Here is a 26,137-nt window from a genome sequence, read left to right on the forward strand (position 1 = left end):
GAACCACTATCGCGAGCAGACAGAGCCACCCGACGTGTTGCGGCGAGAGCACTCGATTCCATGTTGCCGTACTGGACATTCCTCTTCCCCAGGCCATTGCACCCGGCAAAGTCTAGCCATGCCGGGCCAGGCTGCACCTAGCAGAAGTGACAGGTGCGGCCTGAAGGTCACCTGGCCAGGGCAACTTGTGCCTTTTCCCGCGGTTTACGAAACACCAGCACATTCCCCGCCATCACCGCCACCAGCCCCAGCAACGCCGGCGCCGTCCACTGGTACCCCTCGGCCACCGCCGACACATTCAGTGCCACCAACGGGAACAGCACCGTGCAATAGGCCGCCCGCTCCGGCCCCATGCGCCCGACCAAGGTCAGGTAGGCGGTGAAGGCGATCACCGAGCCTGGAATCACCAGGTACAGCAATGAGCCGACGTAGCGGGCGTTCCACTCCATGTCGAACGGGATGCCCTTGGCCAGGCAGTACACCGCCAGCATCGAGGCGCCGTACAGCATGCCCCAGGCGTTGGTGGTCATGGGCCTGAGCCCGGCCTTCTGCTGCACGGTGGACAGCATGTTGCCCGCCGAGAAGCACAACGTGCCGAGCAGCCCCAGCCCCAGGCCATACAGGGTCTCGCGGCTGGCGGCGTGGTGCGAGAGCTCCGGCCAGAACAGCAAGCCCAGCCCGAGCAGGCCCAGAGCCCCGCCGGCCAGCACGTTGGCGGCGATACGCTGGCCGAAGAAGATCCGCGCGTTGATCGCGTTCCACAAGGTGGCGGTGGAGAACACCACGGCGATCAGGCCGGTGGCGACCCACTGGCTGGCGGTGAGGAAGCACATGAAGTTGACGCAGAACAGGCACAAACCCTGGGCCAGGCACACCTGGTGGCCGCGGCGGTTCATCGGTTGCAGGCGGCGGGTGAGCAGCAGGAAGGCGAACAGGATCAGCCCGGCCAGGGCGAAGCGATAGACGATCGACACCGGGATGGCGACCTCGCCCAACTGCAGTTTCAGGGCGATCCAGGTGGTGCCCCAGATCAGGACGGTGAGCAGGTAGAGCGACAGGTTCATGGAAGTCCTCCGGGTGTTGAGCCAAGGGCCGCGTTGCGGCCTTCGTCGGCAAGCCGGCTCCTACGGGGACGCTGCAGGAGCCGGCTTGTCGGCGAACACCCGAGACGACATGCCCATTGTCAGTCTCCATCGCCCTGTCTGTTCCGGCTTGCACAAACTTGCGCTTTTCCACCTCGGGTAGCTGCCAGCCCGCCCCGCGCGCAGTACGATGGGCGCCAGAGGAGTCGCCCATGCCCCCACTCGATCACCTGCAGGTCTTCAACACCCTGAACGCCTCGCCCCACGCCCGGCTGGAGCTGAGCGCGCACCTGGGCGACGGGCTGGCGGCGGCGCTGTGGAGCAACCGCCACGACGCCCGCGACTACCAGGCCCCCAGCCACCACACCCTGTCCTGCTATATCGCCGAGGGCACCGGCACCTTCCGCCGCCAGCGCCCGGCCGACAAAGGCGCGCCGGACAAACTGTGCGTCATGCCCGCCGGCCATGAGTCGAACTGGGTGATCAACGGCTCGATCCGCCTGGCCCACCTGTACATCAGCGAGGAACAGTTCGCCCTCGGCTGCGCCCGCCTGCTCGACCGCGAACCCCGGGAGATGCAACTGCGCGAAGAAACCTTTCTCGACGACCCGCAACAGGCACGGCGCTTCCACCAGCTGATCCAGCTGGACTGGGCCGAGCCCGGCGAACGCCTGCTGGCCAGCAGCCTGGCCCACGCCATCATCGACCATGCCGTGCTGCACCAGGCCGGGTTGCGCGAGGGGCTGCGACTCAAGGGTGGGCTGGCGCCACACCTGCGCCGGCAATTGGTGGAGTACATCGAGACCCACCTCGACCAGCCGCTGACCCTGGGTGAGCTGGCGCTGCGCTGTAACCTGTCCGAATACCACTTTGCCCGGATGTTCCGCGAAAGTTTCGGCCTGCCGCCGCATCAGTTCCTGTTGGCCAGGCGCCTGCACCGGGCCTGCGAATTGCTGCGCCTGGGCGACTTGCCGCTGGGGCAGGTGGCGCTGCTGTGCGGGTTCGCCAGCGCCAGCCATTTCAGCAACCGGTTCAGGCTGGCGCTGGGGGCGACGCCGGGGGAGTACCGGGCAGCGTTTGCCGGTTGATCCAGGTGCACACCCAACTGTAGGAGCCAGCCTTGCTGGCGAAGGCGTCCTCAAGGTACAGGGCAAGGCTGCGCCTTGCATCGCCAGCAAGGCTGGCTCCTACAGTGTCAGTACGCTAGAACTCGAAGGTACTCGACAGGCTCACCTGCCGCGCATCGCCGATCGCCACGAAATACCGGTTCACCGCCGAGCTGTAGTACACCTTGTCGAACAGGTTCTTCACGTTCAGTTGCAGGCGCACCTTGTGCTCGTCGAGCTGGGTCTCGTAGCTGGCAAAGGCATCGGCCACGGTATAGGCCGGCAGGTCAAAATCATTGGTCGGGTTGCCGGCACGCTCCCCCACGTAGCGGGCACCGGCCCCCAGGCGCAAGCGATCGCCACCGAACAGGCTGCCGTAGTCGTACACCGCCGACAGCGAACCACTGTGGCGGGCGACATTCTGCAAGCGGTTGCCCTTCAGGTCCGGGTCCTTGGTCACCTCGGCATCGGTGAACGCATAGGCGCCGATCAAGCTCCAGCGCTCGCTGAGCTGGCCGGCCAGGTCCAGTTCCACGCCACGGGAGCTGACTTCGCCGGCATTGCTGTACAGCGTTTCGCCCGTGCTGGTATCGAAGTTGGACACCAGCACATTGCGCTTGGTGATGTCGAACAGCGCCAGGGTGCCGGAGAGCCGCCCGGGCATGTCGAGCTTGGCCCCCAGCTCCCAGGACTTACCCTCCTCCGGGGCGACCGACGCGTCCAGCACCCGCCCGCCGGTCAATGGCGCGATGCTGGAATTGGGCTTGAACGACTCGCTGTAGCTGCCATAGAACGACAGCTGCTCGTCCACCTTGTACACCACACCCGCGTGGGGCACCCAGGCGCGGTCGCGGGTATCGGTGTTGGCACTGAACGGGCGGCCACGGCCGGCGTACTGGTCGTACTGCTGCAGGCGCGCGCCCGCCACCAGGATCCAGTGCTCGTCCAGGTGCAGGGCGTCCTGGAAGAACAGCGCGTCGGTGCGCAGCTTGTCGGTCTGGTCGCTGTCGCTGGCGCGCACGGTGCTGCCTTCGACCTCGCGGCCGTACACCGGGTCGAGGTAGCTGAAGGTCGAGCGGCTGGCCTGGCGGATCAGGTCGGCGCGGTAGACCTTGCGGTCCTCGTGGTCGACTCCCACCAGCAGGTCATGCTGCAGCCCCGCCAGTTGCACGCTGCCGTTGAGGCTGAAGGTGACGAACTGATCGCGGCTCATGGCGCCGTGGGTGCCGTCGATGCTGCGGGTGAGCGTGCCGCGGGCGTCGTTGACGCCGGTCACGCGCACCTGGCTGGCGTCGTAGGTTTCACGGTTGAAGCTGTAGCCGACGTGCAGTTTCCAGTCGTCGGCGAGCTGGTGATCGACCTCCAGGCGGTACAGGTCGGAGCGCCCTTCCATGTCGTTGAACGGCTCGTCCAGGCGGCGTGTGGCGGGAATATCCAGCGGGTGGTTGGTGCGGTTGCTGATGGCCGTGCCCCGGTCGAACGGCGAGAGGAATTCGCGGTGCTCGTAGGCCAGCACCACCTGCGTGTCCTCGCCGTACCAGGCCAGCGACGGCGCCACCAGCGACTCGCGGTGCACGCCGTAGTTGCGCCAGTAATCCTCATCCTCGTGGTCGACGATCAGCCGGTAGGCGAACGGGCTGTCACCCAGCGCGCCGGTGCTGTCGAAGCCACCACCGCTGCCGTTCTTGCCGCTGCCGTAGGTGGAGCCGCGTAGCGTGAGGGCGTTGTACTGCTGCAATTGCGGGCGCTTGCTGACCACGTTGATCACCCCGCCCGGGTCCTGGATGCCATACAGCAGCGACGCCGGCCCCTTGAGCACTTCCACCCGCTCGGTGCTGGCATTGAGCGCCCGGCCCTGCACCACCGGCATGCCATCGCGCATGATCGAACCGTCGCGGTTGTCGCCGAAGCCGCGCTTCATCACGGTGTCGGCGGTGCCGCCGAAGTTGTTGCCCTGGGTGATGCCGCTGACGTTGTACAGCGCGTCGTCGAGGTTGCGGGGCGCCTGGTCGCGGATCACCTGGGCGGGGACCACGTTGATCGCCTGGGGGATGTCCAGGGTCGAACCCTGGCCGCGCATGATCGAGGCGCTGGCCGGGGGTTGGTAGCTGTAGTCGTCCATCTGCGAGTTGATGGTGGTGGCCTGCAGGTTCAGCGCGCCGGACGTGTCGACGGGTTCCAGGGTCAGGGTGCGGGCGTCGAGGCGGCGCCAGGCCAGGCCAGAATTGTCCAGCAATTGCTGCAGGGCCTGCTCGGCGCTGAACGTGCCATTGAGCGCGGGCGCCTGTTGCTGCGGCAGTTCCAAGGTGTAGACCACGCTTTGCCCGGTGACCCGGCTGAAGGCATTGAGCGCCTGGGCCAGCGGCTGGCTCGGCTGGGCGAAGGCATAGGCCTGGCGCTGCTGCTCGGCCAGGGCCTGGGGTGCCAGGGCCAGGGCGGGCATGGTGCAAAGGCCGAACCAGAGAGGAACGCAACGCAGGGTGAACTTCATGGACGCTGACCTGTGAGAGGGATAAACGTTTGCGAATGAATCGCACTTCCACTCACTACACGGATGCCGTGGCCGTATACCTCATCACTTTCTCGATTTTTTCTTCACCGGCCTCTTCGCCGGCAAGCCGGCTCCTACAGGTACGGCGCTGCCTTCTGGATTTTTGGATACCGTTCCAACCTTTGGGGGCAGTCCACCTTTGTAGGAGCCGGCTTGCCGGCGAAGAGGCCAGAACGATCAACACAAGGCTGTCGCTCCGACAAAGTTCAACGCAGCACCGTCAACCGCCCCAGCACCGTCCGCCGCTCGAAGCCCAGCACCTTACCCAGCGAATCCAACGCCACTAGCGGCTGCGCCACCGGGAAACTGCCACTGACCTTGCGCTGCGCCAACTCGCCATCGAGCAACAGGATCCGCCCCGGGTAGTAACGCCCCAGGTCCTCGACCACCTGCCCCAGCGGCACCTGGTAGTAATTCAGCCAGCCCTGGCGCCAGGCCAGCCGGCCCTCACTGTCCACCGCCTCGACACCACCCGCCACGCCCTCGGCGTACGCCAACTGCTGGTTGGCGGTCAGCTCCCGGGCCTGCTGCCCTTCGGCCGCCGTCACCGCCACCCGCCCGCTGCGCACGGTCACCTGGGCTCCGGCGCCCTGCTCGCGAACTTCGAACTGCGTCCCCAGCACACGCACCTCACCGCCACTGGCCTCGACCAGGAACGGCTGGCCGGTATGGGTCACCTCGAAGAACGCCGCACCGCGCAACAGCCGCACCCGCCGCTCGCCATGGTCGAAGTCCACGGCCAGCGCGCTGCCGGCATCCAGGGTCAACTGCGAGCGATCCGCCAGGGTCACCTGGCGCACCTGTTCGCCGCTGCTGTAGTCGGCGCGCAGGTCCTGCAACCAGGCCTGCGGATGCCAACCCGCCACGCTGCCCACCCCCAGCACCAGGCAAGCGGCCACGGCGAAACGACGCCAGTGGGCAGTGCGCCGCGGCCTTTGCATCGCCGCCAGGTACGGGCGCAGGCTGTCCTGCTCTTCGGCGGCCAGGCGCGCCGCCGGGGCTTCGCTCAGGCGCCACAGGGCCTGGGCCTCTGCATAGGCACGGCGATGGGCGGGATCTTCCAGCAACCAGCGCTTGAACGCCGCGCTGTGCGCCTGCTCGGCCTGCTGGTTGATCCGCCCCAGCCAACCCAGGGCCGCCCGGGACTGTTCGGCGGTGATCGGCGGCTCAACATTCATCGACAGGCGCTCCCTGGCCGGCGCGGAGGGGGTGCGGCTTCGGCGACACTCGCCTTGCACGCTTCGAGGGCGCGCATCATATGCTTTTCCACGGCGCTCTGGGACAGTTGCATGGCCTTGGCGATCTCGCCGTAGGTGCAGCCGTGGATGCGATTGAGCAGGAAGATCTGGCGGGTGCGCTCGGGCAAGGCGCGCAGGGCCGACTCGATGCGTTGCAAGTCGTGGTCGATCTCCAACGCCTGCTCGGGCGCCTGGGTGGCGGGCTCGTCGTCGTTGATATGCAGGCTTTCGGCGGCGCGATCACGCGAGCCTTCGCTGCGCAAGTAGTCGATGGCCAGGTTGCTGGCGCTGCGCAGCAGGTAAGTGTCGAGGGCCTCGACCTTGACTTCGGGGCGGCGCCAGAAACGCAGGAACAGGTCCTGCACCAGGTCCGAGGCGGTGGCCCGGCAACCGATGCGCCGGCTCACCAGCGCCTCCATGCGCGCCCGCTGGGCCAGGAACACCTGGACGAAGCGCGCCCGACCCGCGCCGTCGGCCTCGGCGTCGATCACCTCCCCCGGCTCGCTCAAGCTGTCACACCGCCAGCAAGGCCAGCAGCGGACCGAGCAGCAGGCTCGCCGCCGCCAGCCCCAGCAACAGGCGAGGTTGATACGGCAGGCCGAACACCCACACGGTGACCCCGGCCATCAGTACGGCAGTCCATTCCACCAACCCCAACGCCCAACCGCGCCCCTGCACGGCCAGCACCAGCGACAGCAGCAGCAAAGCCCAGCCACCGAAGCGCAAGGCGCGCAGTTGAACAGCCGTTGGCTTGCGCCCGAGCAGCTCGTTGAAGTGCTTTTCCATGGCCAGACACAGCCCGGCAAAACCGGCGAAACCGATCAGGGCGACACTCAGCATCCACTCGCCTCCACCGCTTTCGCGGCACGCGGCGCACGCTTGGCCACTGGCTTGAGCGCACGTAGCATCTTGCCGGCGGCCCAGGCCAGGAACAGCCCGGTGCCCAGGGCGGTCAGGTCGAAACCGGCCATGGCCCAGTCGCCTGCGGCGATGGAATGGTTCAGCCCCTGGCCGGTGGTCAGCGCATTGAGCAAGGGCAACAGGGCGAATGCCAGCGCACCCAGCGCCAGCTGTTCACCCCAGGCGCGGCGCCCGGGGCGCAGCATCGCGTGCAGCAACGACAGCGCCCAGGCCAGGAAGAACCCGTTGATCTCCCAGTCAGCGCGCCCTTCCTGCGCAGCCGGTACCAGGCGGTTGACCCAGAAAAACGCCGCCACGCCCAGCAGCAGGCCGCTCATGCTGGCGATATTGAGCACCTCGACCAGGCGCAGCTCGCCCGGCATCCGAGCGCTCTTGGCGTGCTTGAGCTGGCGCTTGCCCAGCCACATCACCAGGCCCGTGCCGATCACCGCCGTGCCAGCCACGCCAAAGACGAAGTACAGCCAGCGCAACCAGGGCCCGGCGAAATTGCCCATGTGCAGGCCGACGAAGGTGAACGAGGTCAACATCGCCGCGCTTTCCGGCGCGCCCTGGGTGAGCAGCGCGCCGCTGGCGCCGTCGAAGGTCCAGTTGGCGCTGCGCCGGTAGGCCACGCTGTCGGACGAGGCGCGGTTGAAAGTGACGCGGGCGTTCCGGTCGCCGGGGTTCTGCACCTGGATGAAACCCAGCCGCGCGCCCGGCGCCTGGGCCTGCAGCTTGCCGTACAGCTCGCCCAACGGCACCAGCGGCGCGGCCTGGGCCGCCGCCTTGGGCACCTCGTTACGGCCGAACACATCATTGAAGTAGCGGTTGCTGTCGCCATAGCTGGCCATGATGCTGGCCGGCATCACCATGTACATGAAGATCACCAGGCTGCTGTAGCTGATCATCAGGTGGAACGGCAGCACCAGCACGCCGATGGCGTTGTGCCCGTCGAGCCAGGAGCGCTGGCCCTTGCCCGGGCGGAAGGTGAAGAACTCCTTGAAGATCTTCTTGTGGGTGATGATCCCGGTGACCAGCCCCAGCAGCATGATGAACGCGCAGAAGGTCGACAGCCAGCGGCCCCAGGGGTGCGGCATCTGCAGCTGGAAGTGGAAGCGGTAGAAGAACTCGCCGCCGCGGCTGTCGCGGGCCTCGACCTCCTCGCCGCTGCGCGCATCCAGCGTCTTGTTGACGAAGCCCCGTGGCCCGCCGGCCTCGGGGTCGCGCCAGCCGACGCTCAACGCCGCCTCACGCTCGCTGGGCAGGCGGATGAACCAGCCGCTGGCGTGCCCGGCGTTGGCTTCCAGGTAGCGCTGCGCCGCCGTCAGGCTGGCTGCGGGATCGAGCGCGTGGCTGCGGATCTCCGGTTGCGTCCAGTGGCTGATCTCGTCCTTGAAGTACGACAGCGTCCCGGTCAGGAAGATCGCGAACAGCAGCCAGCCGAAGATCAGGCCAGTCCAGGTGTGCAGCCAGGCCATGGCCTGGCGGAAGCCTTCTTTCATGGCTGTTTCATCCAGTAGGCCAGGCCGTTGATCGCCCCCAGCAACACGCTCGGCAGCAACACCCCCAGCCAGGCGCGCCAGGCGCTGCGGCAGGCAAAGCACCAGAGGAAGGCCAACAGGTAGAACATGAACGACAGCATCATGCCGGTCATGGTCGCGTCCACTTGGCTCATGGGTGCCAGCAGGGTGATGCAGACACTGGCCATGGACGCCAGCAGGTAGCCGCCCAGCAGCGCGGCCAGGCTGCGTGAGGTCACGGCCAGGCGGTAGCTCAGGAGAAGGCCGGCGGCTTTGCGGGTCATGGCGGAGGTCCGGGGAATGGGGGTGCAATAGTAATGATTTCAATTCTCATAAGCAAAGCCCCGTCAGACCTGTAGGAGCGGCTTCAGCCGCGATCACCCGCGAAGCGGGTGCCCTGCACCGTGTTGGTTTCATCGCGGCTGAAGCCGCTCCTACAAGGATCCCAACACTCCTTGCGTCGCCAACAATTGCCGAACACTGACTGCATGAATACAATGCGAACAATTCTTACTTACAGTTGCGCTATCCAGCGCCGGAGTCGCATCGGTGCCCAGCGCCCTCTCCTCCACCGTCGAAGGCCTCTATGTCGCCCACCACAGCTGGTTGACCGGTTGGCTGCGCCAACGCCTGGGCTGCCCGCAGAGCGCCGCCGACCTGGCCCAGGACACCTACGTGCGCCTGCTCCAGGCCCGCGAGACGCCACACCTGATAGAGCCCCGCGCATTCCTCACCACCGTGGCCAAGCGCGTGCTGTGCAACCACTTCCGCCGCCAGGAGCTGGAGCGCGCCTACCTCGAGGCCCTGGCCCAGGTGCCCGAGCACGTGGCGCCGAGCGAAGAAGACAAGGCGATAATCTTCGCCACCCTGCTCGAACTCGACCGCCTGCTCGACGGCCTGGCGCCGCTGGTCAAGCGCGCCTTCCTGCTGGCCCAGGTCGATGGCCTGGGCCAGGGCGAGATCGCCCGCGAGCTGGGCATCTCGCTGGCCACCGTCAAGCGCTACCTGAACAAGGCAGCCCTGCGCTGCTACTTCGCCCTGTGAACAGCAGTTTCTCGCCGCAGATCGCCGAGCAAGCGGTGCACTGGTTGATCGAGTCCCAAGGTGAGGCCTTCGACCCGCAGCAGCGCCAGGCCCTAGAGCGCTGGTTGCAGGCCGACAGCGAGCACCAGCGCGCCTGGGCGCATATCCAGCAGGTCAACCAGCGCCTGCGCGGCGTCGCCTCGCCAGTGGTCCACGCCACCCTGCAAGCCCCGCCCTCCCCGGCCCGACGCCGGGCGCTCAAGGCCCTGCTGCTGGTCGGCGTGGCCAGCGCCACCGGGCTGGGCCTGCAACAGCACAATCCACTGCCTGGGCTGATGGCCGACTACCGCAGCCGGGTGGGCCAGCGCCGCCGCCTGAGCCTCGACGATGGCAGCCAGTTGCACCTGAATACCCGCAGTGCCGCCGACGTGCGCTTCGACAGCCAGCAACGCCTGGTGCGCCTGCGCGAAGGCGAATTGCTGCTCGACGTGATCGAGGAACCCCGTCCGCTGCGCGTGCGCACCGCCGAAGGCGAGCTGCACCTGGCCCGTGGCCGTTTCGACGTGCGCCAGTTCGATGGTTTCAGCCTGGTCTCGGTGTTCAGCGGCCAGGCCAGTGTCGCCGGCCAGCCCCTGCTGGCCGGGCATCAGGCTCGCTTTGCCCGGGGAGGCTGGCAGGCCATCGCGCCCCTGGACCCCAACCGCGCGGCCTGGGTGGACGGCATGCTGGTGGTGTCGCAGATGCGCCTGACGGATTTTCTCGCCGAGTTGTCGCGCTACCGACTCGGGCAGCTCGCGTGCAGCGAACGCGTGGCGGACCTGAGAATCTCCGGCTCGTACCCGCTGGAGGACAGCGAACGGATCCTCGACATGCTCGAAGTGGCGTTGCCGGTGCGGGTGCGGCGCTTCACCCGCTACTGGGTCAGCGTGGAAGCCGCCACCAGTTGAACAGACGCGCCACCCTCCCCTGTAGGAGCCAGCCTTGCTGGCGAACAGTCCCACGCACGGATCCAAGACCTGCGCTGGCCCGGTTCGCCAGCAAGGCTGGCTCCTACGGAGAGCGTGACGCGAAAAAATTTTCATCCACTTGAGCCATTTCCCGAACCTCGCGTGACAGAGAAGGCAGAACCCCTCGTCACAGGACCTCCGCCCCATGCCCCTGCGCCCCAGCCCGCTCGCCTTCGCCCTGATCCTCGCCGCGCCGTTCGCCCTGGCCGCCGAACCCCGCGCCTACCACATCGCCCCCGGCACCCTGGAACAGGCCCTGAACCAGTTCGGCCGCGAAAGCGGCGCGCTGATCTCGTTCAGCCCGGCCATCACCCAAGGCCTGAACAGCCCAGGCCTGGAGGGGCAATACGAAGTCGACCAGGGCCTCGACGCCCTGCTGCGCGGCAGCGGCCTGCAAGCCCGCCGGGAAACCGACAACGCCTACAGCCTGCAACCGCAGCCCGCTGGCGGCAACGGCGCGGCCGTCGAGCTGGGCGCCTCGACCGTGGTCGGCGACTGGCTGGCCGAGGCCCGCCAGGACAACGTCTTCGAACACCCCGGCGCCCGCGACGTGGTCCGCCGCGAAGAGTTCGAGCGCAACGGCGCCAGCAGCGCCCGCGAAGTGCTCAACCGCATCCCCGGGGTCAACGCCCCCGAGAACAACGGCACCGGCAGCCACGACCTGGCGCTGAACTTCGGCATCCGCGGCCTCAACCCGCGCCTGGCCTCGCGCTCCACCGTGCTGATGGACGGCATCCCGGTGCCCTTCGCCCCCTACGGCCAGCCGCAACTGTCGCTGGCCCCCATCAGCCTGGGCAACATGGACGCGGTGGACGTGGTGCGCGGCGGCGGCGCGGTGCGCTACGGCCCGCAGAACGTCGGCGGCATCGTCAACTTCGTCACCCGCGCCATCCCCGAACAAGCCACCTTCAAGGCGGCGATGCAGAACCAGATCAGCCCCTCGTCCAGCCACGATGGCCTGAAGAACAGCGCCAACCTGCTGATCGGCGGCACCAACGCCAACGGCCTGGGCGGCGCCCTGCTTTACTCCGGCACCCGGGGCAGCGACTGGCGCGAACACAGCGACACGCAGATCGACGACCTGATGCTCAAGGGCAAGCTGCAGCTCGACGAAGCCAACAGCCTGCACGCCATGGCCCAGTACTACGAGGGCGAAGCCCAGATGCCCGGTGGCCTGAGCACTGCCGACTTCGACGCCGACCCGTACCAGTCGACCCGCCTGAAGGACAAGTTCTGGGGCCGCCGCACGTTGTTCAACTTCGGCTACGACTACAAGCAGGACGACCGCCAGTTCAGCGTCAACAGCTTCTTCACCAAGACCCTGCGCAGCGGCTACCTCGACCAGGGCAGCTTCGTCTCGCTGTCGCCGCGCGAGTACTGGGTGCGCGGCATCGAGACCCGCTTCTCGCAAGGCCTGGCCCTGGGCGACAGCTGGCACGAGCTGGGCATCGGCTACCGCTACGTCAACGAAGCCGGCCACGAGCTGCGCTTCCGCGAGCCGGTCAACGGCGCCCTGCCCACCACCGCCAGCCGCAACGACCGCGACACCCGCGGCAGCACCGAAGCCCACGCCATTTACCTGGACGACCGCATCGACATCGGCCGCTGGACCATCACCCCGGGCGTGCGCTACGAGATGATCGACTCCGAGCAGAGCAACAAGCTCAACGGCCAGCGCTACCAGGGCAGCTACAACACCGCGCTGCCGGCGTTGAACGTGATGTACCATCTGACCGACACCTGGAACCTCTACGCCAACACCGAAGGCTCGTTCGGCAGCGTGCAGTACAGCCAGATGCCCAACCGCGTCAGCAGCGGCGAAGTGAAGCCGGAGAAGGCGCGCACCTGGGAAGTCGGTACCCGCTACGACAATGGCGACCTGCAGGCCGAGATCGGCGCCTTCCTGATCAACTTCGACAACCAGTACGAAAGCAACCAGACCAACGACTCGGTGATCGCCCGCGGCGAAACCCGCCACCAGGGCATCGAGACCAGCGTGCGCTACGCCCTCGACGGCCTGAGCCCGGCCCTGGCAGGTTTCGACGTGCACGCCGGCTACGCCTTCGTCGACGCCAGCATCCGCGAGGATGGCCCGAACAAAGGTAACCAGGTGCCGTTCTCGTCGCGCCACAAAGGCACGCTGGGCGTGGGTTACACCGAAGGCCCGTGGCAGTTGAACCTGGACAGCAGCTTCCAGAGCAGCCAGTACGCCGACAACGCCAACACCGGTGCCGAGAGCGCCGACGGCAGCACCGGGCGCATTCCGGGCTACATGCTGGTGAGCACCCGCGCCGGGTACGACTTCGGGCCGCAGTTGTCGAATTTGAAGGTGGCGGTGGGGGTGAAGAACCTGTTCAACCGCGAGTACTACACCCGCTCGTTTGATGACAACAACAAGGGCAAGTATGTGGGGGAACCGCGGACGTTGTATGTGCAGACGTCGGTTGAGTTCTGAGGGGGATGTGGGATCAGCGGTTGATGATTTCAGCCGCTGGGCCGGTGATGACAACCAGGTGCCCGTCTGAGGATTCGTAGTGGTGCGCAAATCGAGCGCCGCCCGCGCGGCGTATCGCGGATGAATCCGCTCCTACCGTGGCCATGTCTGATAGGTCATGGTTGTCCGCCTGGTGTGTACGACGCGTTTTTTTTGCTGTCGCCACCGCCGCCAAGCCATGCGCCAAGGCTGGCAACCACGGCCTTGCAGGTGCGGCACGTTGCAACAAATGTAGGAGCGGATTCATCCGCGATGCGCCGCGCGGGCGGCGCTCGATCGGATAGGCACTTAAGATTCTGTGGCTGACCCTCTCGCCCACAACGCCGATCAAAAATGCCCCCCAAGAACAACCAGAAAATCAGATTAAGCCGCTTTCTTGTAGTCCATTTCCCAAACATACTCCCGCCGCCTTTTTTCCGTTGCGGCTGCTCTGGGAGCGCCCTAGTCTCGGCGAGTCGCTGAAACCAGCGATCAGCTTTGACAGGCTGCGACGGTAATCACGCATACGGCTCGGCTTCAATGGCGGCTGTACGTGTGGGCACGCTCGCGTGCGCCGGAGCTTTGTGATTCCGCCGGTCTGTCAACCCACGTACAGCTGCCACCCTTCTGTTTGACAGCAGGCAGGTGACGGCCCCTTTAACAGGAATCATGTGATGTTAAAGATCGTCCCCGACCCACCCCACAACCCTCACTCCCTCGAAGACACCCTCATCCAGGCCACCGAGTACGCCCTGTGCGCCTTGACCGTGGCCCATCAGGCGGTACTGGCTCAGCCCAAGTCCCCCGCCACGATCCTGATGATGGCGTCGATGCACGAAGTCGAATCGCTGCGCGTGCTGCTCGAATCGGCGTTGATCCAGGTGCAGATGTCGGCGCAGCCGCAGGCACTGCACTAAGCCCTTGCCGGCCCTGTTCGCCGGCAAGGCCGGCTCCTACCGGGGCTGCATTTCACCTGTAGGAGCCAGCCTTGCTGGCGAAAGGGCCCGCCCAGGCACCCACAACTTCAGGGAGATTGATTAATGACCACAGACGACACCACCCCCAACACCACAGCCGGCAAAACCAAGTTCTACCAGGGCGAAGGCCAGACCGCGCCGCTGTTCTGCATCGAACCCGGCATCCCCAGCCAGCACGCCCGCGAACAGGCCTCCGAACTGATGGGCTGCGTGCGTGACCTGACCATCACCGGGATCATGGAAGAGAAACCCCAGCTGATCTGGGCCTCGTATTACCTGAGCGCGCTGGCCAAGGCGCTGATGGATGACGCCGAGCTGGGCATGAGCCACTGAGTGTCGCGATGCCTGGGGGTGAATCACACCGGCTCCCAGGCAATCGCGTCAAATGCCCATTGGCTTGCTGGTACACCTCGCCTAGCCAAGTTGCAGGAAGAAGCCGCTGACGCCACCCGTATCGCCTGCAACGAAGGCGTCACTCAACAGCAAATACCCCATGCCATCGCAGAGCAGGCCTTTGTGCCCAGGCAAGGACATGTCCAGATCGCCGCCATACAGCGAAAGCCTTCTATGAGCGCCCGGTAGTTCGAGCGGGGCCTGCAGCCAGGCATCGACGCCATCCACCTTGGAGGCCAGGTTCTCGTCGTCATCACGCTCATCGACTTGCACGAGCACGACTTTGCCGGGAGGGTCGCCCCCTGCATCGGCCCCATGGCGCAATTCAACGTGCCTTGCGTACCTCAACACCACCGCCTGTGAGCGCCCATCCTGATAACGAAGTGCTCGGTAGTGAGGCCCACCCTCCGGCTGTAGCGGAATGAAGATCGATATCCAGCACCTGGCATCGGCGTCACCCAACCAGTGGCTCGGCAACGCCAGCAGATGCATCAATGGCTCGCCATCACTGGACGTCGGCCAACTCAGGGTGGCGGGCAAGTATGCACCGCCACCGGCGTAAGCATCGTTTTCCGTCGGAGCTTCCTGCGTGAACACCAACTCCTTGAACATCTCATCCTCCTGGAACATCACCTGGCATTTCAAGCCCCACGCTCGAAGCCTTGTCCTTCAAGCCACAATCACACCACCAGGATATCGCCATCATCCAGGTAGACCGTGTATTGCTCATAGGCATCGTTGGCCGAGCCGTCCATCATCAAGGAGTCCCCGCTTGAAAACGTCACCTTCAGATCCGAGGCGTTAAGCTTTTCGAGACGCGCCACATCTTGCAATACCAGCGCCACCAGCCCGCCAGCCGTGCTCGGCGCCGAGAAATCCCGATAGCTCGTCGCCCCGTTCACGCAAACACTGAGCGTACCCTCGACAGCAAACGAAACGCGGTAGGGCTTCTCCCCGATTGACCGGGCCCGGCTGAAATTGAGAACCGTCGAACTTGCGCCGAAACACACCGTCTCGAGGTAGCACCCCGACAACAGGTTGAGATCAAAATCATCTGGCAGCGGATACATGCGTCTGGCCTTCCTGTGAAATCTGCGACTCAGTCGGTAGCGGTGGGAACCGTGACGGTGGCGTTGACCAAGATGAAGTCCACATGATGTTCAGGGTCGAAGTCATCCATCACATCCTGCCAATGCAGATGCTCCACCCCTTCCGCAGCCATCCGCTGTGCAGGAACGTCCCAAGGGCGTTGAAGGCCTCAGGTGATGCATGGAGGGTTACCTCATCCAGCCTCAGCGATTCAGAAGAACCGACTTCACATCCCGATACCTGGGTGTGGGTCAATTTAGACATTCAGATCCCCTTGTCACCCGCCCGGGCGACCCGCACGGCTTTCAGCCATAAAAATAATCAAAGAATCGGCCAAAGTTCTCCGCCCCCAAGACAGGCTCAATCTCTGCCTGCGCGCGCGATCGAAAAGCCTCCACAACGCCATCGTCATCGAAGACATCGAAAATGCAGAACTCGCCATGGACGATATCGATCAGCCTTGCCAACGCGATCAGCAAGTCGGCGAACGTGGCAGCGACTTCAAAGGGCGGGCCGGCACCATAGTTTGCGTAGACAGGCAGCCCTGGCTCACCGGTAACGGCGATCAACGGCTTGCCGCCGCCGATGTCGTCCATGATGACCACATGCTGCTCAGGCCAGGCAGCAAGGGAAACCAGACCACCCGCCGCGTTGGACCACCGGTATCCGATCTGCGCCTTCTCCAGGTCGTCCAAGGCCATGAGCTTCAACGGCGTCAGCCCAGTCTCCAGTTTTACGCCGAGCGGCTCGCACGCGTTGTAAAACAGCACCAGTTCCCTGGCCGCAGGAATACTGGCAGGCCAGTCTGTTTCAGCGCCGTGACCCGAACGAAAAACGCCGGGCAGGTGGTACTTGGCATGTGCGCTCTTCAGTTCCTGTAGCGCTATCTCAAGGTCTCTCAAACTGCCTCCCGATACTTGGCAGCCACCAGAATACGGCCACCTTCTGAGTCTGCCTCGATACACAAGGCTTGCACGCGTCCTGATCGACTTCGCTTGCGATGAACCTGTCGACGAAGGCCTATGGATCTGGCAAGACGTCCGCGAACCGGAAATCCAGCGCTCCAAGTGTCTTCAGCGTGTAGGTGCTCAGCAGGGTGTTTGATTCCCGCTCTTCTAAGGATTCTCCGATCAAGTCAGCACAGGCTAGCCGACCTGTGCTGAAATAGCCTTCCGTTTAGCCACCGCAGCAAGCCTTGCCAATGAGTCAAATGAGCTTCTCCGATTTCGAATATGCCGGTAAGCGCAAGCAGACCCGTCGAGAGCGTTTCCTGGCAGAGATGGAACAAGTCGTGCCGTGGAGTGGCTTGGTCGCGTTGATCGAGCCTTACTATCCGAAAGCCGGTGGTGGTCGTAAACCGTACCCCTTGGAAACCATGCTGCGCATTCACTTGCTGCAAAACTGGTTTTCACTGAGCGATCCCGCCATGGAAGAAGCGCTGTACGAGATCACCTCGATGCGCCAGTTTGCTCGGCTGACGCTCAGCGCGCCGATCCCCGAAGACACGACGATCATGAATTTCCGGCACCTGCTGGAGAAGCATCAGTTGGCGGCGGGCATTCTGGAAACCATCAACAACTACCTGCAAGACAGAGGCCTGTCGCTACGCCAGGGTACGATTGTCGATGCCACAATCATCCATGCGCCCAGTTCGACCAAGAACAAGGAAGGCAAGCGCGATCCGGAAATGCATCAGACAAAGAAGGGCAATCAGTACTTTTTCGGCATGAAGGCCCATATCGGCGCGGATGCTGAATCGGGCCTGGTACATCACGTTCATGGCACCGCCGCGAACGTGGCCGACGTAACGGAAGTTGCACATCTGCTGCATGGCGCAGAGAACGTTGTCTGTGCCGATGCGGGCTATACCGGCGTTGAGAAACGACCCGAACATGAGGGGCGGCCAGTCCTCTGGCAGATCGCAGCGCGACGCAGCACTTACAAATACTTGGGCAAACGCAGTGCGCTCTACAAAGCCAAGCGCAAGATCGAAAAGGCCAAGGCGCAGGTACGGGCGAAGGTTGAGCATCCGTTCCGGGTGATCAAACGCCAGTTCGGCTATGTAAAAACTCGCTTTCGCGGCTTGGCCAAGAGTACGGCGCAACTGACGACGTTGTTTGCGCTGTCGAATCTGTGGATGGTGCGCCGGCAGTTATTGAACCCTGCGGGAGAGGTGCGTCCGTAGCGCGCAAGAACCTGGGCAAAGCCATGGTTTTGAGCCGATTGACGCCTGAAAAATCTGTCTTGCGGCGTCGAGAGGTTGCTCATTGCGCGCTCGGGGCAGCTTGTTCGGAGTTTCCCTAAAGCTGCAGCGTCCCTGATCGCCTAGTGTCCCGCACGGTTAATTCGTTTATCTACTTAAATGGTTTCGCCCAATGATTCCGGGGCTTTTAGATTAACGAACTACCCGAGCGGGACACTAGGGGACAGGGATTGCCGCCGCAATAAAAAGAAGGCGCGCGCATTATCTTTGGGAAATGGACTACAAAAAATCGGAAAAACCAGATAATTCAGAGAAATAAATGGTTCTTGCAAACCAGCTTCGGGCATAAGCCCTTTATAGCAATCTTACAAAGCTCTTGCCAGCCATCCAAAACATGACCTACACAACCTTAAAATACAACTACAGACCCATGCTTTATAACGACCGAGCCGGACAGCTTATACCAAATCAGGTAAAAATCCTCAATGGCAGTCTCTTTTTACCTACATGACACCCTTGGCCTCTATTAATAGACCCTTTAATATCATGGACCCCTCCTAGAGAAGCCCATGCATCAAAAAAACTACGGACAAGCAACCACTTTGCGCACCCAGTCAACACCCCAAAAAATCTGACACCTTGACCGATAACTCTTCAACACAAAAATCTATAGCATCAGACAGACTGTCAAAATCCCTGCGCAAATAAGTTATATATAAATCAGTGGCATCCTCATATTTATCCAAGTAATGATCAAAACCTAAACTAAAGCCAAAATCAGAAACCCTCAGGAAAAGCTCTTTCTTTATAAGCTCTCCCCCCTCCACATACTCTGCATTAATCCATATGCACCCCTTACTTCTAAGGCGAGCATTTATCTCTCTCAAAGTACTTGCCTCAACCATACACCCTCCTATTTCCGCGGACAGCTAGTGCGGCGCTCTACGAATATATCAGCTCTCTTCCCCTCAGGTGTAATGACGTTCACGTGGGGGATAGTTTTATGTGGATGACCGTCCGGCAGAGATTCGTGTCCATAGAGAACACCGGTGGCAGGGTTAATTTTAAAGTCCATATGGTAAGACGCCAGACCTGATCCATTTTGACGATTCGATTTGAACGACGCCTTGTCTCTTGCAGTTTTACTTGGATCCTTATCACCCGCCCCAGCAGACTTTTGAGCGCCAGGGAAGGCTCCGAACAGAACTGCTGATGCATCCTTGAACGAGCATACCGTAACACTGCGACCCGCTCTCAGTTCAACAACTGCTTTAGCAATTGACTGGGGAGACAGCCCTAACGGGTCGGTCCATTGTGTTGGATTGAATGCATAAGCATAGACGTTTAAACCTCCAACAAAGCTGATGGGGTCTTTACCAATGAAACGACCATTAGCAGCGTCATAGTAACGATACCGGTTGTAGTGCAACCCCGTCTCGTGATCGTGATACTGCCCCTGGAAGCGCAGCGGGCTGCCCAGTCCGTGCTGCTTCGCCCAGTCCGAGCGCTCTTCTTTGACTTCACCCCACGCCTTGTACTGCCCGGCCCAGGCGATGTGGCCGTGCTCATCGGTCAGCTCCATCGGCGTGCCGAGGTGGTCGCAGTGGTACCAGGCAATCGCGTCGAATGCCTGTGGTTTCACCTCGGTGTGCCACAACGGATCCTGATCGAAGTCGTACTCGCGCTGACTCCAATCCGGTTGCTTGTGCAAGCGGATCGGGCTTTTGCGCAGAGCCTGGGCGACCGGCACGAAGCTGCCCGGTTCGTACAGGTAATGCACGGTGCGCCCGGTGTCGCCTTCGTCGCGTGGCGGTGAGCTTTCCCAGGCCAGGGTGTCGCCATCCCAACCAAACAGGGTGAAGCCACAGCCAAGCTCACGTTGGCGCTTCGCTCGTTGCAACTGGTTCCAGCCGGTCCCCGCTTCCGGGCGATCCCAGAAATGCGCCACCGAATGCTTGTGCAAACGCCGGCCCAAGGCGTCGTAGCTGTAGTCGACCTTGAGCTTGTCGTCGTTGTAACTGGCCAGCCGGTCGAACAGGTCCCAGGTGAAATGGGCATGTGCGCCTTTGTGTAGGCGGTGAATCAGGTTGCCGCGTTCGTCGTATTTGTAGTGGGTGCCGGCGTACTCGCGCAGCAGGTTGTCCATCAGCTTGTTGCGCCGTGGATCAGCTTCCAGCGGGCGGTTCAGTTCCTGGGTCTTCTGGTCCAGCAGGTTACCGGCTGGGTCGAAGGCGAAGGTTTCCACGCCCAGGCGGCTCGTGGCCTTGAGCAGGCGCCCCACCGGATCGTACTGGTACTCCAACGGCCCCCGACGGCTGTCGTGGATATTGGTCAGCTGGCCTGCGGCGTCATAGCGGTACTGACGCTTGAGCAGCGTGGACTGGCCATCATGGCTGCCCAGCAGCTGCTCCTGCAAACGCCCGGCCGGGTCCCAGGCCTGGGTCTGCATCAGCTTATTGCCCTGATGCCGCACGATTTCACGGTGCAGGTCATCGCGCTCGTAGGCCAGCATCTCGTGCTGGTCGAGGGTCATGCCGAGCAGGTGGCCGCTGCCGTAGGTCAGCCAGCTGACTTTGTGACCGTCCGGACGAATCGTTGCAGTACGTTGGTTGAGCGCATCGTATTCGTGCTGCCACACCGCAACCATCGGCGTGCCGGTGGCCAGGTAGTACTGGTGCTCGCGGGTCAGGTTGCCCGCTTCGTCACGGAACCATTGCAGCTTGCTGGCGGCGTTGGTGGCCTGGATCAACTGGCCGTTGCCATCGTAGGCAAAGGTTTCGGTCTGGCTCTGATCGCCCAGGCGGGCGGTACGCTCGGCCAACCGGCCCATGCGGTCGAGGCGCAGTTCGATACGGCGTTGGCCGACCTGAGTGCTCGCCAATCGACCGGTGTGCGGGTCGTACTGGTAGCGGGTGACCAGGCCATCGAAACCGGTTTCTTGCAACAGCCGGCCAACCGGGTCGTAGAGGAAGTTGGCCTTGCTCTCGTTTTCGTTTTCCAGCCCGATCAAGCGGCCGAGCTTGTCCCAGCGGTAGCGCAGGGTATGTTCTGCCGCATCGACGCGCTCGGCCAGCAGGCCAACCGCGTTGTAGGTCCAGGTGGTGCAGCGGTCGAGCGCGTCGACATGCGCCAACAGGCGGCCTTCGGCGTCGCGCTCGAAGTGTTCTTCGGTCTTGTCGGGGTGGATGAGCTTGGCCAGTTGGCCAGCCTTGTATTCATAGGCGGTCTTGTTCCCCGCCGCATCGGCGAACTCGCTCAGTTGGCCGAAGGCGTTGTACGTCCACTGGCTGCTCTTGCCGGAGCAGTCGGTGTACTCAAGCAACTGCCCGGCGTCGTTGTAGGCAAGTTTCTTCTCATTGCCGATAGCATCCTTGATCGCCTTGACCAACCCGGCCGGGGTGTAGGCGAACTCGGTCTTGTTGCCCAGCGGGTCGACGGTCTCGACCAGGTTGCCGCGCTCGTCGTAATCACGTAGCCACAGCCCGCCCTCGGCATCACGGATCTTGATCAGCTGGTCGTGGTCGTCATAGGCGTAGTGCACCACGCTGTGGTCGGCACGGATGTGCTTGAGCAGGTTGCTGCGCTCGTCGTAGGCGAAGCGATCCTGGCTGCCGTCGGGGTGGACGTGGCGGATGATGTTCTTGCGATCATCGCGGAACAGCCATTCGGAGTTACCGTCCGGATGCTTGATGCGGTAGGTGTAGCCGAGGATGTCGTAATAGTGCTTTGTCTGCTGGCCGTGGGCGTCGGTCACGGTGGTCAGGCGGATGTGCTTGTCCCATTGCAGGCGTGTTTCGAAGCTGCCGTCGTCGGCCCACTCGCGGATGGCTTTGGCATGCGCCCCCGAGCCGTCCCATTCGAGGTTGAAGCCGCGCTGGGTGCGGTCGGTGTAACGGGTCACCAGGTGATGCTGGTACTGGTAGTGCCAGGCTGCGCCGTGCTCGTCCTGGGCGATGACCAGGTCACCCTGGTCGTCGTAGTGGTAGGCGCACAGCTGGCGCAACGGTTTGCCGTCGACCACCTGCCACAGGCCCTGGATATGCCCATGGTCGTCGAGCAGCGTGCCCAATTGCAGGTGCACCTTGGTCGGGTCGTTGTCCTCGTAGGTGTTGATATCGGACAACACCGGTCGGCCGTTGAAATGATGCTCGTAGTGCAGCATCGCGCCGGCGCCGCTGCGCAGGACGATATGCACCAGATAGAACCGATCACCGACACGCTCGTAGGTTTCACGCCGCTCCAGCCCTCGGGTGAGGATGATCTGGGTCTCTGTGGTGCGCACCAGGCCACGGTATTCGATCGGGTCATAGTGCGGCTTGCCCTGTTTGGGCATCGGGTACGGGTGGCTACGGCCGTCGACATCGTGGAATACCAGGCCATCGTCCACGACATCGATGCAGGTGGTGAACTCGGTCAGCCAACGGGCGCCTAGGCTGCTGTCGTCGAGTTCTGCCAGCCGTGAGTTGTAGGTCCGCGCCCAAGTGACCGGGAATGGCCCGGGCAGGCTGAAGTCGACGTGCTGTAGGGTTTCGCTGCCCAGGGCGAAGTTGATGTCGCGGGTGGTCCCCGGGCAAGGGCCGTTCTTGCAGCGGTTAGCCGCATTCTTTGGCGGCGCTTCCTCGCGCTGGGTTTCGAGCTTGCCTTGCGTGGCCTGGTGCTGCGCGGTGCTGGTTGAGTTGGGCTTGATGTTGGTGTTTACCAGCTGCGGATTGCGCCTGCGCCACAGTGCCACGCTGCCGGCCAGGATCAGGCGCAGCGCCTCGATCGAGTGCGGGTTGCTGGCCGAACCTAGCTTGAGGATCTCGCTTTTGATCTGAGATGCCAGCACCCGCAATTTGGCGACTTGCTTGTGGCCGTAGACCTTGGCCTCTTCACTGATCGTCGCGCTGGCGGCCATGTTGGCCATGCCCTTGCCGGCCGCCTTGTAGGCGCTCCAGGCCGCGTCGAAGATGTTGTCGATACTGGCCAGAGGGTCATGCAGCAGCTGGTCGGCCGCCTTGCTCGCTTTCTTGCCTGCCTCGCCAAGGTCTTTGCCGCTATTGAGGTTGGCATCGATCAAGGCATCCAGGCCGTTGCAGATCTCGTTGAGTATTTCCTCGCCCTTGCCACCCGCCGCCGTCAGGGTTTTCTTGAGCTTGCCTTCGGCTTGGCTGACGAAGTCATCCAGGCTACCGACGATGTCGGCGTTCAGGTGCCCGGCAATGATCTCGATCAGCGCGTCACCGAGGATCTGCTTGCCTTCCTGGCGCACCATGAACAGCATCGGCCGCAGGCTCATGCGCGCGGCCGCCATGTTCGGCGGAATAGGTACCATGCCGATCAGGTTGATGCCCAAGCTGACCCAGTCCCACGGGTCGGGCTTTTTACTTTCAGCGAGGGTGACGATATCGCCCAGGGCGTCGACCAGGGCGATGATGTTACCCACCACCGGCAAGGCACCCGCGACGTTCTTGATGCGCTCGAGGGTGACATAGCCATCGCTGACGTCGCGCAGCCAGGCATCGAATACTGCAGCACCACGGCCGACGTCTTCGATGTGGATTTCGTTCAGGGGAACGATGGCGACTTCGCGGCCACCGGGTTGGGAAGTCTGTTCGGTCATGAAATCAGCTCGCCTGGCATCAGGTCAGTCAGGGTGTTCAGGTTCGGTGCCTTGAAGGCAGGGAGTTTGGGTGGCGCCGGCAGCTTCGGCAGGCTGGCCATGGCCCCCTGCACGGCTGCACCGGCCTTGCCCGCGACGCCCAGGGTGCTAGAGGAGGCAGGCAGTGCCGAACTGGCGGCGCTCGCCAGTTGCGGCAGGCCGGCGACGCCGCCTTTCAGCGCGCCTTGCACCTGCTGCACGCCCTGCAGCGCGTTCTGCCCGGTCTTGAGCAGGCTCATGCCGCTCTTGGCCGTGTGCATGCCACTGCTGGCCAGTTGCTTGATCGTGCCCATCGTCGCGCCACTGCCATCAGGCGTGAGCGTGTCAATCATCGAATCGAGCATTGAGGGCGCACCTTCTTCGGTCGCCGCCAGCTTCGGCCAGGGCAAGCCCTTGGCGAAGCTGCCGAGACTCCAGGTGTCAGCCGTGTCAAGGCCGAACGCCGCCGTGGCCGGCCCGGGCGCGGCGCCGGCCACGGCATTGAAGCCCTGCCCGTCCAGCGAACCCTTGAGCACCGTGCCCAGGGCGTCGGTGACTTCGTAGTCGCCGGCCTTGATGCCCTTGGTGTTGGCGTACAGGTTGAACAGCTCCAGCGCGCCTTTGCCGGGCTTCGGTGGCTCGGGGAAGGTGCCGGCCATGCTGGCGGCGCCGATGTGGGCGAACTGCGCGGCGTGGGCGGTGTAGTTGGCGCTGGTGACGTGGGTGATGCCGCTGGCGTTGTAGGTCGTCGCGCTGCCGCCGCCCTGCACCACCAGTTCGGTCTTGGCCTTGAGGATGATGCGGTCGGCGTTGGCGGTGATGTCGAGCTTGGCCAGCAGGTTGATGCTGTCCTTCAGGGCGCGGATGTCGATGTCGCCGGAGGCCGACACCAGCTTCCAGCCCAGGCTCTGCACGAACAGGCGCATGCCTTGGCTGGCGCTGGCCAGCAGGCGTTTGCCGATCGACAGACTGGTGTGGCCGGTGCTGCTCAGCGCCAGGTGGCTGCCGCTGGTGATGTGGTTGGGGCCGGGGGTGGTCAGGGCGATGCCGGCCGGGCTCGACACCACCAGGTGCGGCTGGGTGAACTCGGCGAACTCGTTTTTCGTGAGGTCGCCTGGGCCACTGCCGAGGATGCCTTGGTGCTGCTTGTGCAGGTCCTTGGCCACGGCGTCCTGGTCGCCCGGTTCCTGGGCCTGCATCTGCTTGGCCAGTTCGGCCAGGCTGTCCTGCTGTTCGCTGGCGGTAGCCAGGCGTTCGGCGGTTTCGGGCAGGTCCTTGTGGTGCTTGGCTTCGTTGGCGCGGGGCTCGGTGGTGATCAGCAGGCCACCGGCGGCGCGCACGGCGCCGTGGCGGTCGGTGCGCAGCTCGAAGCCTTCACCGCGTGGGGCGCCGCCCGACGGTCTGGGGTGCGTGAGGTAGCCGAGGTTCAGCGCACTGGCACCGTGGTCGCTGCGCAGGGCGATGCTGATTTCGCTGGTGGTGTCGTCGATGCGCAGTTCGTTGCCACGGCTGCCCTTGTATTCCTTGCTCTTGATCGTGGCGAGGGTCTTCAGGTCAGGCAGCTTGTAGTGCGGCATGTTCACGCCGTGGTACAGGCAGCCGGTCACCAGCGGCTGGTCGGGGTCGCCTTCGAGGAAGCTGACCAGTACCTCCATGCCGACGCGGGGCAGTTGCAGGCCGGCGATGCCCTGCCCGGCCCAGCTGCTGGCCACGCGCATCCACACGCTGGACTTGTCGTCCGAGCGGCCTTCGCGGTCCCAGAAGAACTGCACCTTGATGCGGCCGTATTCGTCGCAGTAGATCTCTTCACCGGCCGGGCCGCTGACCACGGCGCGCTGCTCGCCGAGCACCTTCGGTTTCGGGTGGTTCAGCGGCGGGCGGTACGGTTGCTCCCACGGGGTGACCACGAAGAAGTTGCGGTAGCCCTGCTGGAAGCCGTCGAAGCGCGGGTCGATGTCGCTGGTGATGGCTTCTTCCAGGACCTGCGGCTGACGGCCCTGGTGCTGGATTTCGGTGAGCAGCCAGAGGTCGTTCCACGAGGCGTTGGGGTGGCTGGCCAGGGTCAGGAAGTGCCCGCTGGCCAGCAACGGCTGGTCGCTGTAGCCGCTCGCCTGGCGGTAGTCGCTGCGGTGGCGTTCCAGGGCGCGGTTGGCCAGGTGCTTGCCACGCGGGCGGTCGAGGAAGCGGCCGGGGTAGTCGTAGTCTTCCAGGGCCGGCTCGTCGTGGCTGTCGGCCTCGCCTTCGAGCTGGATCAGCGGTTTCTTGAAGTCGTAGTCGCGGCGCGTGACGCTGCTGGTACGGGTTTCCAGGCGCAGGGCGAAGCGCTTGATCATGGGGGTGTCGGCGACCAGCCCGGAGTCGTGCTGGAACTGCACCGGGGCCAGTTTCGGGAACACCGTCTGGTCGTCGCCGAACACCAGTTGGTGGCCGTCGGCGCTGTGGCGGAAGTGGTAGTGGATGCCTTCTTCTTCACACAGCCGCTGGATGAACTGCAGGTTGGACTCGTCGTACTGCACGCAGTACTCGCGCTGCGGGTACGTCGCGCCCAGTTGGAATTGGTAGGCGTTGGCGAGGATGCCGTGTTCCTCGAGCACCTGGGCGATGATCTCCTGCACGGTCTTGTGCTGGAACATGCGCTGGTTGATGCGGTGGGCCAGGTAGGCCAGTTGCGGGCGTAGCGTGACCTGGTAGCGAGTCAGGCGCTTGCCGGCCTCGCCTTGCGCGGCGCGGTAGATCAGGCCGTGCAGGCCGCGGCCGTCGTCACCGAGCTGGAGGAACGCGGGCTTGTGCAGCAGGCTCTCCAGGTCCCGCGAGGGGTGCTCGCTGACCAGTTCCAGGTCGATGGCGTAAGGTTGGCTGATGGCCTCCTTGCCGTCGAAGGCAAGCACCTGGAAGTCGTGCTCCAGGCCGTCGATGTGCAGGCTGAAATGGGTCTGGTTCGCGGCGGCAAACATC

Annotated in this window: 20 protein-coding genes; 7 read left to right on the forward strand and 13 right to left on the reverse strand. The window is 63.8% G+C overall.

Annotation, left to right across the window (positions count from 1 at the left end; translation table 11 throughout):
* Window positions 1-167: 167 nt before the first annotated feature.
* Complete coding sequence (locus IM733_RS14950) at window positions 168-1,064, reverse strand: DMT family transporter (protein ID WP_248917378.1); 897 nt, start codon at window positions 1,062-1,064, stop codon at window positions 168-170.
* Window positions 1,065-1,294: 230 nt separating this feature from the next.
* Between IM733_RS14950 and IM733_RS14955 the strand changes: the two genes are divergently transcribed.
* Window positions 1,295-2,170, forward strand: a complete 876-nt coding sequence (locus tag IM733_RS14955; RefSeq protein WP_248917379.1) for a helix-turn-helix domain-containing protein — start codon at window positions 1,295-1,297, stop codon at window positions 2,168-2,170.
* Between the two features lie 115 nt (window positions 2,171-2,285).
* Here IM733_RS14955 and IM733_RS14960 read toward each other — a convergent pair whose 3' ends face one another.
* From IM733_RS14960 to IM733_RS14985, 6 genes are all read right to left on the reverse strand, one after another.
* Window positions 2,286-4,679, reverse strand: coding sequence for a TonB-dependent siderophore receptor (locus IM733_RS14960; RefSeq protein ID WP_248917380.1), 2,394 nt, complete (start codon window positions 4,677-4,679; stop codon window positions 2,286-2,288).
* Between the two features lie 266 nt (window positions 4,680-4,945).
* Window positions 4,946-5,917 (reverse strand): FecR family protein, encoded by a 972-nt coding sequence (locus tag IM733_RS14965; RefSeq protein ID WP_248917381.1) that lies wholly within the window; start codon window positions 5,915-5,917, stop codon window positions 4,946-4,948.
* A complete protein-coding gene (locus IM733_RS14970; RefSeq protein WP_248917382.1) occupies window positions 5,914-6,486 on the reverse strand; it encodes an RNA polymerase sigma factor in 573 nt (190 codons plus the stop codon). Before IM733_RS14970 ends, IM733_RS14965 begins: the two co-directional genes overlap by 4 nt.
* 4 nt (window positions 6,487-6,490) lie before the next feature.
* Window positions 6,491-6,817, reverse strand: coding sequence for a DUF3325 domain-containing protein (locus IM733_RS14975; protein WP_248917383.1), 327 nt, complete (start codon window positions 6,815-6,817; stop codon window positions 6,491-6,493).
* Complete coding sequence (locus IM733_RS14980; RefSeq protein WP_248917384.1) at window positions 6,811-8,379, reverse strand: PepSY-associated TM helix domain-containing protein; 1,569 nt, start codon at window positions 8,377-8,379, stop codon at window positions 6,811-6,813. Before IM733_RS14980 ends, IM733_RS14975 begins: the two co-directional genes overlap by 7 nt.
* On the reverse strand, window positions 8,376-8,681 hold the full coding sequence (locus tag IM733_RS14985) for a DUF3649 domain-containing protein (RefSeq protein WP_248917385.1): 306 nt from the start codon (window positions 8,679-8,681) through the stop codon (window positions 8,376-8,378). The genes IM733_RS14980 and IM733_RS14985 overlap by 4 nt, the downstream gene beginning before the upstream one ends.
* Window positions 8,682-8,946: 265 nt before the next feature.
* Between IM733_RS14985 and IM733_RS14990 the strand changes: the two genes are divergently transcribed.
* The 5 genes from IM733_RS14990 (at window position 8,947) to IM733_RS15010 (ending at window position 14,210) form a co-directional block, all read left to right on the forward strand.
* Window positions 8,947-9,441: a sigma-70 family RNA polymerase sigma factor gene (locus IM733_RS14990; protein ID WP_248917386.1), complete on the forward strand. Its 495-nt coding sequence runs from the start codon at window positions 8,947-8,949 to the stop codon at window positions 9,439-9,441.
* Entirely contained in the window at window positions 9,438-10,367 is a 930-nt protein-coding gene (locus tag IM733_RS14995; protein ID WP_248917387.1) for a FecR domain-containing protein, read from the forward strand. Before IM733_RS14990 ends, IM733_RS14995 begins: the two co-directional genes overlap by 4 nt.
* A 205-nt stretch (window positions 10,368-10,572) precedes the next feature.
* A complete protein-coding gene (gene fecA / locus IM733_RS15000; RefSeq protein ID WP_248917388.1) occupies window positions 10,573-12,882 on the forward strand; it encodes a TonB-dependent Fe(3+) dicitrate receptor FecA in 2,310 nt (769 codons plus the stop codon).
* 692 nt (window positions 12,883-13,574) lie between these two features.
* Window positions 13,575-13,817, forward strand: a complete 243-nt coding sequence (locus tag IM733_RS15005; protein WP_248917389.1) for a hypothetical protein — start codon at window positions 13,575-13,577, stop codon at window positions 13,815-13,817.
* Window positions 13,818-13,940: 123 nt separating this feature from the next.
* Complete coding sequence (locus IM733_RS15010; protein WP_248917390.1) at window positions 13,941-14,210, forward strand: DUF3077 domain-containing protein; 270 nt, start codon at window positions 13,941-13,943, stop codon at window positions 14,208-14,210.
* Window positions 14,211-14,291: 81 nt separating this feature from the next.
* On the opposite strand, the gene IM733_RS15015 is transcribed toward IM733_RS15010, so the two are convergent.
* The 3 genes from IM733_RS15015 to IM733_RS15025 all read right to left on the reverse strand — a co-directional run bounded on the left by IM733_RS15015 (window position 14,292) and on the right by IM733_RS15025 (window position 16,261).
* Window positions 14,292-14,882, reverse strand: coding sequence for a YwqG family protein (locus tag IM733_RS15015; protein WP_248917391.1), 591 nt, complete (start codon window positions 14,880-14,882; stop codon window positions 14,292-14,294).
* A gap of 68 nt (window positions 14,883-14,950) precedes the next feature.
* Complete coding sequence (locus IM733_RS15020; RefSeq protein ID WP_248917392.1) at window positions 14,951-15,340, reverse strand: hypothetical protein; 390 nt, start codon at window positions 15,338-15,340, stop codon at window positions 14,951-14,953.
* Between the two features lie 324 nt (window positions 15,341-15,664).
* A complete protein-coding gene (locus IM733_RS15025; protein ID WP_248917393.1) occupies window positions 15,665-16,261 on the reverse strand; it encodes a hypothetical protein in 597 nt (198 codons plus the stop codon).
* A gap of 299 nt (window positions 16,262-16,560) precedes the next feature.
* Here IM733_RS15025 and IM733_RS15030 point away from each other — a divergent pair, with 299 nt between their 5' ends.
* Window positions 16,561-17,544: an IS5 family transposase gene (locus tag IM733_RS15030; RefSeq protein ID WP_248917394.1), complete on the forward strand. Its 984-nt coding sequence runs from the start codon at window positions 16,561-16,563 to the stop codon at window positions 17,542-17,544.
* Window positions 17,545-18,176: 632 nt separating this feature from the next.
* On the opposite strand, the gene IM733_RS15035 is transcribed toward IM733_RS15030, so the two are convergent.
* The 3 genes from IM733_RS15035 to IM733_RS15045 are packed head-to-tail and all read right to left on the reverse strand — an operon-like array spanning window position 18,177 to window position 26,136.
* Entirely contained in the window at window positions 18,177-18,467 is a 291-nt protein-coding gene (locus IM733_RS15035; protein ID WP_248917395.1) for a hypothetical protein, read from the reverse strand.
* A gap of 8 nt (window positions 18,468-18,475) precedes the next feature.
* Window positions 18,476-23,164, reverse strand: a complete 4,689-nt coding sequence (locus IM733_RS15040) for an RHS repeat-associated core domain-containing protein (protein WP_248917396.1) — start codon at window positions 23,162-23,164, stop codon at window positions 18,476-18,478.
* Window positions 23,161-26,136: a type VI secretion system tip protein VgrG gene (locus IM733_RS15045; RefSeq protein WP_248917397.1), complete on the reverse strand. Its 2,976-nt coding sequence runs from the start codon at window positions 26,134-26,136 to the stop codon at window positions 23,161-23,163. Before IM733_RS15045 ends, IM733_RS15040 begins: the two co-directional genes overlap by 4 nt.
* Window position 26,137: the final 1 nt, after the last annotated feature.

It is taken from the genome of Pseudomonas entomophila, from assembly GCF_023277925.1.
Taxonomy (GTDB): Bacteria; Pseudomonadota; Gammaproteobacteria; order Pseudomonadales; family Pseudomonadaceae; genus Aquipseudomonas; species Aquipseudomonas entomophila_D.

Bases quoted from the DNA above. Each gene is read 5' to 3' on its own strand.
- IM733_RS14950 (WP_248917378.1), bottom strand. From the start codon at position 1,064: ATGAACCTGTCGCTCTACCTGCTCACCGTCCTGATCTGGGGCACCACC.
- IM733_RS14955 (WP_248917379.1), top strand. From the start codon at position 1,295: ATGCCCCCACTCGATCACCTGCAGGTCTTCAACACCCTGAACGCCTCG.
- IM733_RS14960 (WP_248917380.1), bottom strand. From the start codon at position 4,679: ATGAAGTTCACCCTGCGTTGCGTTCCTCTCTGGTTCGGCCTTTGCACC.
- IM733_RS14965 (WP_248917381.1), bottom strand. From the start codon at position 5,917: ATGAATGTTGAGCCGCCGATCACCGCCGAACAGTCCCGGGCGGCCCTG.
- IM733_RS14975 (WP_248917383.1), bottom strand. From the start codon at position 6,817: ATGCTGAGTGTCGCCCTGATCGGTTTCGCCGGTTTTGCCGGGCTGTGT.
- IM733_RS14980 (WP_248917384.1), bottom strand. From the start codon at position 8,379: ATGAAAGAAGGCTTCCGCCAGGCCATGGCCTGGCTGCACACCTGGACT.
- IM733_RS14985 (WP_248917385.1), bottom strand. From the start codon at position 8,681: ATGACCCGCAAAGCCGCCGGCCTTCTCCTGAGCTACCGCCTGGCCGTG.
- fecA (WP_248917388.1), top strand. From the start codon at position 10,573: ATGCCCCTGCGCCCCAGCCCGCTCGCCTTCGCCCTGATCCTCGCCGCG.
- IM733_RS15005 (WP_248917389.1), top strand. From the start codon at position 13,575: ATGTTAAAGATCGTCCCCGACCCACCCCACAACCCTCACTCCCTCGAA.
- IM733_RS15010 (WP_248917390.1), top strand. From the start codon at position 13,941: ATGACCACAGACGACACCACCCCCAACACCACAGCCGGCAAAACCAAG.
- IM733_RS15015 (WP_248917391.1), bottom strand. From the start codon at position 14,882: ATGTTCAAGGAGTTGGTGTTCACGCAGGAAGCTCCGACGGAAAACGAT.
- IM733_RS15020 (WP_248917392.1), bottom strand. From the start codon at position 15,340: ATGTATCCGCTGCCAGATGATTTTGATCTCAACCTGTTGTCGGGGTGC.
- IM733_RS15030 (WP_248917394.1), top strand. From the start codon at position 16,561: ATGAGTCAAATGAGCTTCTCCGATTTCGAATATGCCGGTAAGCGCAAG.
- IM733_RS15035 (WP_248917395.1), bottom strand. From the start codon at position 18,467: ATGGTTGAGGCAAGTACTTTGAGAGAGATAAATGCTCGCCTTAGAAGT.
- IM733_RS15040 (WP_248917396.1), bottom strand. From the start codon at position 23,164: ATGACCGAACAGACTTCCCAACCCGGTGGCCGCGAAGTCGCCATCGTT.
- IM733_RS15045 (WP_248917397.1), bottom strand. From the start codon at position 26,136: ATGTTTGCCGCCGCGAACCAGACCCATTTCAGCCTGCACATCGACGGC.